At 41.7% G+C, this 13746-nt stretch carries 16 protein-coding genes; 9 read left to right on the top strand and 7 right to left on the bottom strand.

What is annotated here, in order from left to right:
• Positions 1–237: 237 nt before the first annotated feature.
• The 5 genes from FIS9605_RS44035 (at position 238) to FIS9605_RS0113010 (ending at position 5112) form a co-directional block, all read left to right on the top strand.
• Positions 238–396, top strand: coding sequence for a hypothetical protein (locus FIS9605_RS44035; protein WP_197036032.1), 159 nt, complete (start codon positions 238–240; stop codon positions 394–396).
• 872 nt (positions 397–1268) lie between these two features.
• A complete protein-coding gene (locus FIS9605_RS0113025; protein WP_442854707.1) occupies positions 1269–2396 on the top strand; it encodes a hypothetical protein in 1128 nt (375 codons plus the stop codon).
• A 335-nt stretch (positions 2397–2731) separates the two neighbouring features.
• Complete coding sequence (locus FIS9605_RS0113020) at positions 2732–2902, top strand: ribbon-helix-helix protein, CopG family (RefSeq protein WP_026732975.1); 171 nt, start codon at positions 2732–2734, stop codon at positions 2900–2902.
• A gap of 210 nt (positions 2903–3112) precedes the next feature.
• Entirely contained in the window at positions 3113–4576 is a 1464-nt protein-coding gene (zds, locus tag FIS9605_RS0113015) for a 9,9'-di-cis-zeta-carotene desaturase (RefSeq protein WP_026732974.1), read from the top strand.
• An 86-nt stretch (positions 4577–4662) separates the two neighbouring features.
• A complete protein-coding gene (locus FIS9605_RS0113010) occupies positions 4663–5112 on the top strand; it encodes an SRPBCC family protein (RefSeq protein ID WP_026732973.1) in 450 nt (149 codons plus the stop codon).
• A gap of 96 nt (positions 5113–5208) precedes the next feature.
• On the opposite strand, the gene FIS9605_RS0113005 is transcribed toward FIS9605_RS0113010, so the two are convergent.
• Together FIS9605_RS0113005 and cobQ are read right to left on the bottom strand one after the other, a co-directional pair.
• The gene (locus FIS9605_RS0113005; protein WP_026732972.1) at positions 5209–5448 is read right to left on the bottom strand and encodes a 2Fe-2S iron-sulfur cluster-binding protein; all 240 of its coding nucleotides are present in this window, start codon (positions 5446–5448) and stop codon (positions 5209–5211) included.
• 13 nt (positions 5449–5461) lie between these two features.
• Positions 5462–6940, bottom strand: a complete 1479-nt coding sequence (cobQ, locus tag FIS9605_RS0113000) for a cobyric acid synthase CobQ (RefSeq protein WP_026732971.1) — start codon at positions 6938–6940, stop codon at positions 5462–5464.
• A 135-nt stretch (positions 6941–7075) separates the two neighbouring features.
• Here cobQ and FIS9605_RS44030 point away from each other — a divergent pair, with 135 nt between their 5' ends.
• Positions 7076–7222 (top strand): hypothetical protein, encoded by a 147-nt coding sequence (locus FIS9605_RS44030; protein ID WP_197036031.1) that lies wholly within the window; start codon positions 7076–7078, stop codon positions 7220–7222.
• A gap of 114 nt (positions 7223–7336) precedes the next feature.
• On the opposite strand, the gene FIS9605_RS0112995 is transcribed toward FIS9605_RS44030, so the two are convergent.
• On the bottom strand, positions 7337–7741 hold the full coding sequence (locus FIS9605_RS0112995) for an Npun_F0494 family protein (protein ID WP_026732970.1): 405 nt from the start codon (positions 7739–7741) through the stop codon (positions 7337–7339).
• Between the two features lie 185 nt (positions 7742–7926).
• Here FIS9605_RS0112995 and FIS9605_RS0112990 point away from each other — a divergent pair, with 185 nt between their 5' ends.
• Positions 7927–8364, top strand: coding sequence for a peroxiredoxin (locus tag FIS9605_RS0112990; RefSeq protein WP_026732969.1), 438 nt, complete (start codon positions 7927–7929; stop codon positions 8362–8364).
• Positions 8365–8434: 70 nt separating this feature from the next.
• Here the strand turns inward: FIS9605_RS0112990 and FIS9605_RS0112985 are convergent, their stop codons facing one another.
• The 3 genes from FIS9605_RS0112985 to hisF form a co-directional block, all read right to left on the bottom strand.
• A complete protein-coding gene (locus tag FIS9605_RS0112985; protein WP_026732968.1) occupies positions 8435–8839 on the bottom strand; it encodes a hypothetical protein in 405 nt (134 codons plus the stop codon).
• A gap of 567 nt (positions 8840–9406) precedes the next feature.
• The gene (locus FIS9605_RS0112980; RefSeq protein ID WP_026723255.1) at positions 9407–9598 is read right to left on the bottom strand and encodes a hypothetical protein; all 192 of its coding nucleotides are present in this window, start codon (positions 9596–9598) and stop codon (positions 9407–9409) included.
• Between the two features lie 99 nt (positions 9599–9697).
• The gene (gene hisF, locus FIS9605_RS0112975; protein WP_026732967.1) at positions 9698–10471 is read right to left on the bottom strand and encodes an imidazole glycerol phosphate synthase subunit HisF; all 774 of its coding nucleotides are present in this window, start codon (positions 10469–10471) and stop codon (positions 9698–9700) included.
• 156 nt (positions 10472–10627) lie between these two features.
• Between hisF and ruvB the strand changes: the two genes are divergently transcribed.
• Together ruvB and FIS9605_RS0112965 are read left to right on the top strand one after the other, a co-directional pair.
• Complete coding sequence (gene ruvB / locus FIS9605_RS0112970) at positions 10628–11731, top strand: Holliday junction branch migration DNA helicase RuvB (RefSeq protein ID WP_026732966.1); 1104 nt, start codon at positions 10628–10630, stop codon at positions 11729–11731.
• A gap of 158 nt (positions 11732–11889) precedes the next feature.
• Positions 11890–12696: a tetratricopeptide repeat protein gene (locus FIS9605_RS0112965; protein ID WP_026732965.1), complete on the top strand. Its 807-nt coding sequence runs from the start codon at positions 11890–11892 to the stop codon at positions 12694–12696.
• 2 nt (positions 12697–12698) lie between these two features.
• Here the strand turns inward: FIS9605_RS0112965 and FIS9605_RS0112960 are convergent, their stop codons facing one another.
• Complete coding sequence (locus FIS9605_RS0112960; RefSeq protein WP_026732964.1) at positions 12699–13727, bottom strand: ChaN family lipoprotein; 1029 nt, start codon at positions 13725–13727, stop codon at positions 12699–12701.
• Positions 13728–13746 lie beyond the last annotated feature (19 nt).

Genomic DNA, 13746 nt, shown 5'->3' with positions numbered 1-13746 from the left:
CAGAGTTTATATTATTTGCAAATATAACTGTTTAACAGTGTGTACTTATAGTTTTTAATACTCATTCATATCCTCAGAGAACGTCTGAGAAGTGAAAGTTTATGCCAATCGACGAAGCAAGTTGCGTAGCATTGCTCATACCGAGTTGCAATCAAAGATAGTAAGTCTCGAATGTGGGGAGGTGAGGAGATGAAAAGTCACGCATTCACGCATTCATAAAGTCAAAATTTTTGAATTTTGAATTTTGAATTCCGCGAAGCGGTTCACCCCATCACCCCATCAGTCTTCACGACTGAACGCAACTTCGTATCAGTAGATAGTTACGGGCAAATACTCATAGTCCTTGCTGAGTCGGTGGTAGCGTCCAAGCCAACCGAGAGTACGTTTAATGCTTAGCGACAAGGAAACTGCGATTGCTTGGGACAGGTGCAACGCTAAGAGCTTCACATCTTGCACGCCTATGCAACAGCTCGGAGACAGCAGCCCACCACCCTCGTTACCAGGTTGAACTGGTAATGATACCAAGTTGTGTTCAGAATAGCAATTCGTGCCCTCTCCCCCTCCCCTCTCCCAATCTGGGAGAGGAGAAGTACTATCTTTGACTGCAACCTAGTATGAGAATTAACCCCAGCTTCTAAAAGAAACCGGGGTTCTGAGATCCTCAATTTTCACAAATTAAATAGGATTGCTATACAAATTAAAGATTTTAAAATTCAAAGTTAAATATTTATAAATCAAGCCTAGTAATTTTTTAATATTTACTCTAATCATTTTAAACTACTTTTATTTTAATATGCATATTTTATGAATCTATAAGGTTAGTATGGCAAGCTATTCATATTTTTTACTTTTTTTGACTTTGAAAACTATAATTTATTAATCTTTTATGAAAACTATATATTAAATCTATGCTGACAGTAATTATATCAGTGGATGAAGATATGAAGGCAAAGCATAAAATCTGACTATTATCATGTCTAACTGTTGTTAGATCAACAATAATTATGATGCCTTTGCTTTATTAGTTATTTCTTGACTTTTATACAACCAACTTTGTCAAGAGATTGTTGCTTTTCATTATTTTTAAACTTTCATGTATTTTTTATTATTTCTTTTTAAGATTTCCATAAAAACACAAATAAAAAAATAAGTATAAATTCGCTTGAAGATTAATTAAAGTCATACAAATGAAGAGAAAAACATATACAATTTAAACATCTGTATACAGGGTGTTTGTACTTCTAAGCACAAAAATAATAATAATGGAGATGGATGATAAGTCAGGTATTAATTTAAACCATTTCGTCGAAGGTAAAAAAAAATATACTGTACCCTATTTAGCGCAACAATGGGCTAAAAAGTATTTACAGACGATAGAGTTTAATTCCTTGTACGAAGATAAGCAAGATCATTTGAACTTCAAAAAGATAGTGTCTGTTGAGGGACGAGAAAAAACGGCACAAAAGCTAATGGCTTCACTTCGTACTGTTAGTCTGCAAGCTTGGAATAAAACAGAAACATTATTATCAGAGGAAGTCAAACGGCATCGTATTGACCCTAAGTTAATTAATCCTTGGGAAATTACAGCAGACGCTTTTGGGATATACGAACAGGTTTTGCATCTATACACCCAACAGATACTCAAGCAAAAGCTGTCTACACAATTAGAACTTGCTTATCAGGGAGAGTTAGAATCAGAAAAAGTCCAAAAAATGGAAGCTGATTCTTCAGCTTCCACTCACCTAGCAACAGTAATAAGTACAAATGTGGGAACTTTGCGGAAGAAATACACACAAACCGATCCGAGAGTAATTGGCTTTGTGAGTATGCAATTTCACTATACAAGTCTTGGTTTGCTACAAACTCTTTCACCTTTAGAGCAAACCGCACTTGGTGGTTACTTGAAAGTAATTGATGACCACCTGTATATGCCACTCCAACGTGCTTACGAAGCAGCAGGTGAACATGATTATAATTCTCCTGCTTTGGCAGCAGTACAAAAACTCTTGCCAATTAGTACACAAATTGCCAATAAGATATGCCAAAAGATAATTGAAATTTATCCTAATTATCGCTCTGGTTCAGGTTTATTAAGGGAACCAAGGGTGCAAATTTCTAGCATTAGAGATGTAGAGATGTTTCAAGTTTATCTGTGGGTATGCAGTTTAGAAGGAAGCATCAATGCTATCCAACAAGAATTATTTCCACTATGTGTGATGCTCTACCCAAGATTGCAGGTTCAGTGGGAACTAATTCGCTGCATGCTGCACTTACTAGAACAGGAAATATCTCAGCATTTGACCACTAAAGAGGCTAACACCTTAACACCATACTTGCAGGTATTGTGGCATATGTTTTCTCCAAAAGTATTTGGTGAACTTGTGCTTGAGAGATAGGTAAATCCCCTTGCCGATCTCAGATTTGAAAAAATAGTTATGTAGTTAGCAGCAACCATCTGTATTCAATTTATAAAATTCTTTCTCAAGTTGGTTTTTTCTTCTGGCAAAGTTCATTAGTGTGCGCTATGGCTCCTGTCACAACAACTATCGATTCATTTCAATCTTTACTATTTCATTAGAAAATGAAGAACAGTCTAAACAAACCAATTTTTTTATACTCATGACATTGCTTGTTTCCTGACAAAAACTCTGATATTCTTATCTCTTTCATCCTCACATACATTTTCTTCTTTTCTTCGATGATGTTGGTATACAGCAAATAGCATAATCAAATGACTAATAAAAAATGGGCTGTAAAACGTATTACTGTGAATTTAGCAGCACAGGAGGCCGAAAAACTGGAAAAGTATTGTCAGCAAACTGGAAGACCAGCAACTGATGTAATTCGGGAACTCATCCGAGGATTACCCGTAGCTGAAGACACAAAAGATGCAAACAAATAGGAGGAGAGACAATTAAGTCAACAAGACAAACAAAAAAGAAGAAGAAAGAGGGTAAAAATTTATTTTCACCTTTTACCTTTTACTTAATTTGACTCTTGTACAGATTTGCAAGGGTGCGTTTTACTCCCTTAACTGTTAACCAAATACAATTCGCAAATTCCGACACCAACCCAGTTACAATTTGTAAAGCAATTGAAAAGGAAGGACGGAATGCGCGTTGCAATCGTAGGTGCGGGACTGGCTGGGCTAGCAACCGCTGTAGATTTAGCTGATGCTGGCTGTGAAGTCCAGATATTTGAGTCTCGTCCGTTTGTAGGTGGTAAAGTTAGCAGTTGGGTAGATGGCAATGGCAATCATATTGAAATGGGGTTGCACGTCTTTTTTGGCAACTATTATCAACTGCTGGAATTGATGAAGAAGGTGGGAGCTTTTGAAAACCTGCTTCCTAAAGAACACATCCATACCTTCATCAATAAAGGAGGATTTACTGGTGCGCTTGATTTTCGTTTCTTAATGGGTGCGCCTTTCAACGGCCTAAAGGCATTTTTCACTACCTCCCAACTCTCGCCGCGGGATAAGTTGCAGAATGCAATAGCGCTCTCAACAAGCCCAATCGTACGGGGTTTAGTAGACTTTGATAGTGCGATGCAAAACATCCGCGACTTGGATAAAGTCAGTTTTGCCGAATGGTTTCGCAGTCATGGGGGTAGCCAAGGGAGTATTAAGCGGATGTGGAACCCGATTGCCTACGCCTTAGGTTTTATTGATTGCGAAAATATTTCCGCCCGTTGTATGTTGACAATCTTTCAGCTATTTGCAGTCAGAACAGAAGCATCGAAACTGCGGATGCTCAAAGGTTCACCCTACGAATACCTGCACAAGCCGATTCTGGAATATCTGGAAGCAAGGGGTACAAAAGTCTACACCCGCCGCAGAGTCCGGGAAATACAGTTTACTGAGGAAGAAGAACAAACCCGCATCACTGGTATGTTAGTTGCTAACGGTGATATAGAAGAAACGATCGCCGCTGATGCCTACGTAGCTGCTTGTGATGTACCGGGAATTCAGCGTCTTTTACCCCAACAGTGGCGCAAGTGGTCAGAATTTGACAATATTTATAAATTAGATGCAGTACCAGTGGCAACAGTACAGTTGCGGTTTGATGGTTGGGTGACAGAACTTCGAGATGCCCAAGCCCGCAAACAGCTGGAGCATGCAGTAGGAATTGATAATTTGTTATATACTGCCGATGCTGACTTTTCCTGCTTTGCCGATTTAGCTTTGACTAGCCCTGCTGATTATTATCGCCAAGGACAAGGGTCTTTGTTACAGCTGGTATTGACACCAGGAGATCCGTTTATTAAACAAAGCAATGAAGAAATTGCCCAGCATGTTTTAGCACAAGTACATGAGTTGTTTCCCTCATCGCGAGAACTAAATATGACCTGGTACAGTGTGGTTAAGCTGGCTCAATCTTTGTATAGGGAAGCGCCAGGGATGGATATTTATCGTCCCAGTCAACAAACACCAGTAGCTAATTTCTTCCTAGCGGGGAGTTACACGCAGCAGGACTATATCGATAGTATGGAGGGAGCGACGGTTTCAGGAAAGCGTGCAGCAAAAGTTATTTTAGAGACCGTGAAAACAACAGACTATGAGGTAGGAGTTGATTGATGACTGCTGTTTGTTGTTTGGAACAATCAACGACCAACAACCAACAACCAACAATTTCCAATCCAAAATCTAAAATCCAAAATCGAATGTCTGATTGGTTAGAACATACCGTGCAGGTAGAGGTAGAGGCTCCTATAGATTTAGTATGGAGTCTCTGGTCTGATTTGGAGCAAATGCCCCGTTGGATGAAGTGGATTGATTCGGTAAAAGTACCTGAGGATAATCCAGAGTTATCAGTGTGGAAGCTGAAATCTGGTGCTTTTGAATTTACGTGGAAATCTCGCATTCTCAAAGTTATTCCTAACCAAATTATCCAATGGGAATCGATAGATGGTTTGCCGAATCGAGGAGCCATCCGCTTTTACGATCGCCATACCAATACTATTGTCAAGCTTACTGTTGGCTACGCTATTCCTGGCATCCTTGGCAAAATCATGGATAATTTGTTTTTAGGCCGGATAGTAGAATCAACACTTCTAGCAGACATGGAGCGGTTTAAACAACACGCTCTTAAAGCGAAACAAGAGGGTAGATAGTGGATAGTGGTTAGTGGATTTTGTTGGTGGTTGGTAGTTGGTGGTTGTTTGGAACAGATAACAAACAACAACCAACAAACAACCAACAACTATTCATTACCACGTTGGATCGCTAAACAAATTTATCGTCACTTCTTCACGCCCGGGTGGAACTGCACTTATACAAGCACGGATGACATCTCCATCCTCTAATTCCACTGTGCAAGCGTGACAAGAACCCATCAGACAACCAGTGGGAATAATTACCCCTGCCCGATCTGCTACATCTAGTAGGGGTTCTCCCACTTGGGCATCAACCATAACATCATCAGGTAAGAAATGGATGCGAACAGTCATGATTTCCAGCCTACTACGACAACAACGGAGTTAAATCTAAATGTCGTTCAATTTCCGTGGCAAGGCCGTCTAGAAGATTTTCTCGCTGATCGCGATAGTTAGCAACACCTGTTGGTAGAGATTTCAAGCCTCGTTGCTGACGCAGGCGATTTAACCAAGCGCGACGCCAAGGGCCATTGTCAAAGATGCCGTGGAGATAAGTACCCCAAACTGATTGACAACTATCTACTAATCCTAAATTCGGATCGTCAAATAAGGGATAGTAGGAGTGGGAATCTATGCCTTGGGTTTCAATCCGCGATCGCCCTTGGTGAATTTCAAACCCAGTTACGGGTAAACCCATTTGCGGATGATTTGAGGTTACTTGGCGTTGGCGGGCAACTTTTTGTCCTGTAATTACTGTTTTGATGGGTAATAATCCTAACCCTTGATATCTGCCGGCTTGTCCCTCGATACCCTCTGGATCGGCAATCATTTGACCGAGGATTTGGAAACCGCCACAGATGCCCAGGACTGTGCCACCAGCTGCTGCATAGTGTTGAATCGCTTCTGCCATGCCACTTTTTTGCAGCAGCAGCAAGTCAGGGATAGTTGTTTTAGTACCTGGGAGAATTACTGCATCAGGATGTCCTAAATCTTGCTTGGGACTTAAGTATTTAACTGAAACTGTAGATTCTGATTCCAATGGATCGAAGTCGGTAAAATTAGAAATTCTCGGTAAGCGAATCACACTAATGTTAAGTTCGGTTGTGGATTTGTGTGATTTGCGTTCCATCAAATCAAGGGAATCCTCAGCCGGAAACAAGGTTTCCATGTAAGGAATCACACCAACTACAGGGATACCCGTACGCTCCTCCAGCCACTTAATGCCTGATTCTAAGAGCGATCGCTGTCCCCGAAACTTGTTAATCACTACACCGCGAATCAAAGCCCGTTCTTCTGGCTCAAGTAATTCCAAGGTTCCCACTACATGGGCAAAAGCACCACCCCGATCAATATCAACTACCAGTAGAGTAGGGGCATTTAAATACTTTGCTACCCGCATATTAGTTAAGTCGCGGTGCTTGAGATTAATTTCCGCCGGACTGCCAGCACCTTCACAAACCAGCAAATCAAATTCTGTTGATAATTGCTGTAAAGATTCTTCAATTGACCGCCATCCCAATTCAAAATATTGCTCGTAGTAATCTACAGCACTTACTTTTCCAACAGGCTTACCCTTGATAATTACTTGAGAAGTCATATCGCCTTGGGGTTTAAGGAGAATTGGGTTCATTTCTACCCAGGGAACAACTCCCGCCGCCCAAGCTTGTACTGCTTGAGCATAACCAATTTCTCCACCATTAGCAGTTACATAAGCATTTAAAGCCATATTTTGACCTTTAAAGGGAGCCACTCGCCAGCCACGTCGTGACAAAATGCGACAAATAGCCGTAGTTAAAAGTGATTTTCCCGCGTGAGATGTCGTTCCCACTACCATAATTGCTTTCATATTTAGTTATTTTTCCGATCCGGTGTGATATTAAATGGGCGAAATGTAATACAGCAATGCTGTTTGAGTTGTAAGGTTGCCTAAATGACCATCATTGGTCATTTGTCTTTTGTCATTAGTACTCACAAATGACTAATGACTAATGACAACCCAGAAGCTATATCTCAAATCGAGTTGCAGAGCTATAGTAAAGACTTCATAAAGGGAGTAGATACTTCCGTATATATTGTTCCCGCTTGCGCCCGACTCTTAACTTTTCACTTCAAAATTGGTATAGGTTAGTGGTTGGTGGTTAGTGGTTAGTGGTTAGTGGTTAGTGGTTAGTGGTTGGCGGTTGATGGGTAAAAACAACCAACAACCAACAACCAACCACCAACAACCAACAAACAACAAATTCTAAAATGGCAGTCTGAACCACCGAATCACAGCATTCAAGAAGCGATCGCCCCATGTTGGAGTAGTCCAAGGTTGATGCTGAAACTCCTCTACGATTTGACGGCCAAGAGGCGTGAGGCGAAAACTATCTGTGATTCCCTGACCATCAACTTCACGTCGCAGTACACCCACTTGGATCAGCCATGCTAAGGCGTTTTCTGCTGCTAATTCCGACAAAGGGCGTTTGGTATAGCCCTTGTGAATGCCAGAATTGCCAGCAATTTCACTCAACGCTACCCGTTCTGACAGCATCGCTGTAAATAAAATAAGATTGAAGGGAGAACAAAACAGCGATCGCTTGGCTCTTTTGATAGTGCCATGTGGATATGTCAAGGTTTTCTGATTCTGGCCATCAACAGCAGGCATTTTAGTTTCCTGAGAATTTTTTATTAATGAAGATTGATTTCCAAAAATGTCTGTTTGTAGCTATTTGCTTACAAATACAAGCTCATACCTAAAAACAGTCTATTTTTTCTGTGTTTTCCTGTAATCATTGTAAATTATTGTAAAATTTCAGATGCATCAATAATTTCAAGTAGGAAAGGTAAATTATGCCTCTAGCAGTTGGGACAGATGCACCTACGTTTACCGCTAAAGATACTAACGGTAATACAGTTTCTTTGTCTGATTTCAAAGGCAAGACAGTAGTTTTGTATTTTTACCCCAAGGATGACACTCCAGGCTGCACCAAACAAGCCTGTAGCTTCCGGGATGCGAGAAACGAATATCAAAGTAAAGATGTTGTAGTACTAGGAGTGAGTGCAGATGATGAAGCCTCGCACCAAGCATTCACCCAAAAATATAATCTCAATTTTCCGCTATTAGCTGACACCGACCAAACCCTAATCAAAGCTTATGATGTTGATGGTGGTGGTTATGCCAAGCGCGTTACTTACGTGATTGATGGCAACGGCAAAATCATCCATGTTGACTCTAGCGTCAACACTTCTACCCACGCCAGCGATGTCTTAGCAGCATTGGGACTATAAAATAAATTTAGCTATCAGCGATCGGCTTTTGAAAGCTGAAAGTTGATAGCTAAAGGCTTGCTGTTTTGATTTACCGATCAGGGGTAGTTACTACCCCTGGTGTATTTACCTCAAAACCTGATAATGGCTGCTGTTGGACTTGTTGCATTTGTTGTTGACTTCTGCTTTTAAACGCTCTTGCTGCCTCATCGAGTTGTTGATTTTGTGCATTTTGATCAAAATTTGGTACAGCCAGATTGGCACGATGAATTAAGTTAAACACGCCAAATCCATCACTTGTATTGGAGTTAGAGAATGGATTATTTTCAGCGTTGTATGGGTCGTCTGTATTGGTTTGCGGATCGTAAGTAGGCAGGTTCGGTAATTCGCTTGGTTCAGCTAGGCTAGGTTGCGGCATCAGCAAGGAAGCAAAGCCAACTCCCATCAAGGTTGCAGCAACAGCAAGTCGCTTTAGCGGCAGAAACGAGTTTTTCACGCAGATTTCCCCCTCAGTTCACTCAAGTAAACAATACTTATATTTTAAATAAAAGTAAAAATGCCTGTAAGGGCACAGCATTTGTATGTATATCTTGACATCAAAGCTAAATGTACTAGTACAAATGCTTTGCCCCTACCCAATGACCAATGACCAATGACCCTTACGGGTACTCTGCGAGAAGCCCTACTCTGCGAGAAGCCGCGCTGCGCGCGTCTACGCAGTCGTACCCTTCGGGAAGCCGCGCTGCGCGCGTCTACATGGGGAGAACCCCCCAAGACCGCGCTGGCTCACAAATGACGACCCTTACGAGTTAACTTTATTCGTGCCGATTTACTTACAAGCTTAATTTTTCGCTATCTATAAAAACTTTGCTGATATTCACTTCAGAGAGTTAAGGATTTTACCTACTTAGAATAACTGTCATCAGCAACACCTTGATTGTAGAGTTCCTACAAGACACCTATGTCTTGTTAGATAAGTGGTGTAATGAAATGGGTAATCAGGAATACTAAAATGCTATTTTGATCTAGTAGTTTATATTCTTTTAGATGGGTACTTTTCTCATTAAGAGACTTGTAACAAATAACTCATACAATGCCCCATCAAAAAGTAAACTACCATCATGGCAGCAGCTGCCAGCGCAACTAACAAACCTGCTAACATCAATGAAAATTCCTTACTTTCGTAAGCTCTTTCCATTAAGTGCAGCGACCAAGCTACTAGCGCCACATCAAAAACTAAAATAGGAATCAACATATTTCTTAATATTTTTTAATTCTTCTTTACCAAGTTTAACATCGTTTTCAGGAACTGGGTTAAATGCTGTAGATATCTTGAAACGAAAGATTGGCATTTTCAGGATGGCATTCTGATTGGTAATTGACGATCGCGCAAATAATTTTTAATTGCCTCCACAGTTAATTGTCCGTAATGTAACAATGAAGCTAGTAATGCGGCTTCTGCTCTACCTTCTGTTAGTGCTTCATAGATATGTTGACAATTACCCGCACCACCAGAAGCAATGACTGGAATTTGTACAACTTCAGCGATCGTTTTTGTTAATTCGAGGTCATAACCAACCTGAGTGCCATCGGCATCCATGCTTGTAACTAGCAATTCTCCTGCACCCCGTTTTTCCACTTCTTGTGCCCACCATATGGCATCTATACCTGTGTTTTCCCGTCCACCTCGCACATACACATCCCAACCTGGATTGTTAGGATCTTTTCTGCGTCTGGCATCAATCGCAACTACTATGCATTGATTGCCAAAGCGATCGCTAGCCCGATTGATAAAATTTGGATCGCGTACCGCCGCAGAATTAATACTAACCTTGTCTGCTCCGGCTCGTAACAGATTTTTAACATTTTCTAAGGATTGGATGCCACCGCCAACAGTCAGGGGAATAAAGACTTGTTCAGCAGTGCGGTAAACCACGTCGATAATAATGTCGCGGTCTTCATGAGTTGCCGTAATATCCAGAAACACTAACTCATCTGCTCCCGCTTCGTTATAAACCTGTGCTAATTCGACCGGATCGCCTGCATCCTGGAGGTTAACAAAGTTAACTCCTTTTACAACTCGTCCCGCGTTCACATCTAGGCACGGTAAGATTCTCTTAGCCAGCATGATAAACTTTCTACTCCTAAGTAGTTCCCCGGAATTTAAATTTTAAATTGGCAAGCGTATTTAAGAAAGAAAAATTTTGCTTCCGTATTTATACGCATTGGTGCTGCTACCACTTGCCCTCAATAAAGTGTAAAAGTAAAAGTAGATAGCTGAACTATGGCGATTATCTCCTCGAAAAAACAGCCTCACGAACCAGGCGGCGGACAACCAAAGCAGCGCCGGGAGTCGGCAAAAGCATCCCCAAAAGAGAATATTTTGCAACCTGAAGCTGCAACTGATGAACAAGGTAAGCAGGAAGAGAGTATTCGACCGCAGCGGTTTGCCGATTATATTGGCCAAAAAGATTTAAAAGATGTACTAGACATAGCAATTAAAGCAGCTAAGTCCAGAGGTGAAGTACTGGATCACCTGCTATTGTATGGCCCTCCTGGTTTGGGTAAAACCACAATGGCAATGATTTTAGCAGCTGAGATGGGGGTAAATTACAAAATTACCAGCGCCCCAGCCCTAGAACGCCCTAGAGATATTGTCGGATTGTTGGTGAATCTTCAGCCAGGGGATGTGCTGTTTATCGATGAAATTCATCGCCTCTCGCGGATGACCGAGGAAATTTTATACCCAGCAATGGAAGATTATCGTTTAGATATTACCATTGGCAAAGGTTCCAGCGCTCGGACTCGCAGTATACCACTATCAAAGTTTACTTTGGTAGGAGCAACAACCCGTGTGGGTGCGCTGACTTCTCCTCTACGCGATCGCTTTGGCTTAGTTCAAAAGTTAAGATTTTATGAGGTAGAAGAACTGAGTCAGATAGTTCTGCGTAGCGCCCAGTTACTCAACACTACCGTCACCGAGGATGGTGCTAAAGAAATAGCCAAGCGATCGCGAGGAACACCACGTATAGCAAATAGATTACTCAAGCGTGTACGTGATTATGCAGAGGTAAAATCCTTTGATAAAATTTGCGAAAGCGTTGCAGCCGAAGCATTACACCTATTCCAAGTAGATCCTTGCGGCTTGGATTGGACAGACCGCCGGATGCTGACTGTAATAATTGAACAATTCAATGGCGGCCCGGTGGGATTGGAAACAATTGCAGCAGCGACGGGTGAGGATACCCAAACCATAGAAGAAGTTTATGAACCTTATTTGATGCAGATTGGCTATTTAAGCCGGACGCCCCGTGGTAGGGTAGCGACGGCTGCGGCGTACAAGCATATGGGTTTTAAGCCGCCTAACGAACAGTTGTCTTTGCTTTAGGGATTATAAGCTAGGCGTGCCCTTGTCAAGACCTGAGTCTTGGAAATGGATTTTTCTTGGTGTCTTTGTGTCTTAGTGGTGAAAAAAGAATGATTGAAACACCAAGACACTAAGACACAAAGAGGAATTTTCACCCATCTCTCACTCTAAGAACACAAATGATTAGGTTATTTGTTATTTTGTTAAGTCTGCTACTGGTGTTTGTTTGGGGTGATTTTGCAATTGCCCAAACTCAATCTTCTCAAGTTAGTCAACAGCAGTTGCAAAAATGGGATAAGTTGGCTAGATCGGCTTTTGCAGCGACGAGTAAAGGTGATTTTGCCACGGCTGAACAGTATTGGACAGAAATTATTGAGCAATTCCCCGATAATGCTGCGGCTTGGAGTAATCGAGGAAATTCTAGGGTAAGTCAGAACAAGCTGCAAGAGGCGCTGGCAGATTTTAACAAAGCTGTAGAACTTGCACCGGACGTAACAGACCCCTATTTGAATCGTGGCACGGCGCTGGAGGGTTTGGGAAGATGGGAAGAAGCGATCGCCGATTATGACCGCATTCTCGAATTCGATCCTAACGATGCAATGGCGTATAACAATCGTGGTACTGCTAAAGCAGGTTTGGGTGAATGGCAAGAAGCTATTGCTGACTATAAAAAATCAATGGCACTAGCCCCGAATTTAGTTATTGCTCGTGGTAACTATGCTCTTGTATTGTATGAAACTGGTCAAATAGACCAAGCAATCAAAGAAATGAAAAATATAGTCCGCAAATATCCCAATTTTGCCGATACACGTGCTGCACTCACCGCCGCACTTTGGGTAAACGGACAAAAAGGCGAAGCTGAAAGTAATTGGGTAGCTGCTTCTGGGCTTGACAGGCGCTACAAAGACATTAACTGGGTGAAAAATATCCGCCGCTGGCCTCCTAGTATGGTAGTAGCTTTGGATAGATTTTTAAATTTGAAGTAATTCTACTTTGTCTTCTCAAAGATAAAATCAGCCGCCTCACCTTCTTTACCAGCTGTCGCTTCTTCTGGAGGGCTAAGTAAAACCGAACGCTGAATTAACTTCTTACCCTCTAGACGACGTTTAACGCGGCTGGGAATTCCGTAACCGTAGATAATATGTCCTTGTCCAGCTAACACGACTACTTGATAATCTGGGTTAGCTTTGACAAACTTGGCAATGCCCTCTGCCATTGTTTCATCCCACAGTACCTGCGCCAAAAAAAAGCGTTCGGCATCAGCACTGTTACCATGGCCTGCATCTTGATGCTGTTGAAATGCTTGTAGCGCTAACTGCCGATACTTTTCGTTATCGATGCGAATTTCTGCAAAGGGAGGAATAAATTGCTTCTGTGATGGTGTGAGGCTTTCTAATCCTTGACGGGCAACTTGACGGGTAACTTCCGAGGGTGTATTTAATGCTAAGACGGGTAATTGTTTTGCTTTCGCAAAGCGGAGGATGGGGGCGTAATTTTCCCAAGGAAAACCCCAGCGTTTTTCGTACTCGCTTTTCTCTGTTAGTTCTTGTTCAGTGAGTTTACCTGCCAGATATTGATCGACAACACCTTGATAGGGACGCTGGAACATTTCCATGGCGATCGCAATTTTCGGATTACGTTGGTGGAGTTCCTGAATAATTTTGAGTTGGTTTTGGTGATCGATGGAACTGTCGTGAGTCTCCCCCAGATACACTACATCCGCTTTTGCTAGTTCCAGTAACATCTGTTGAGGGCTAGAGATAAAATTCTCTGGTTTTCCACAAGTTTTATCCCAGTCTGGAAAAATAGTGTCTAGATTGGTAGGCGGTGCATTTACAACTAATTTGGGAGGACAGGAATTTTTTACTGTTTCGGCAAAAGCAGGCAATGTCAATAGAAGAAGGTAAAAGGTGAAAGGTAAAAAGTAAAAAAATACTTTTTTTGTTTGGAAGCTTTGCCGCTCATTTGCTAATATTTTTGCGTATGACGGTAACTTGCTTTGAATAAACAGTGTCATTTTTTTCACACAACGCTGG

It is taken from the genome of Fischerella sp. PCC 9605, assembly GCF_000517105.1.
Taxonomy (GTDB): Bacteria; Cyanobacteriota; Cyanobacteriia; order Cyanobacteriales; family Nostocaceae; genus PCC9605.
The sequence above is the reverse complement of the archived record's forward strand: the minus strand, read 5'-3'. Positions and strand labels throughout refer to the sequence as shown.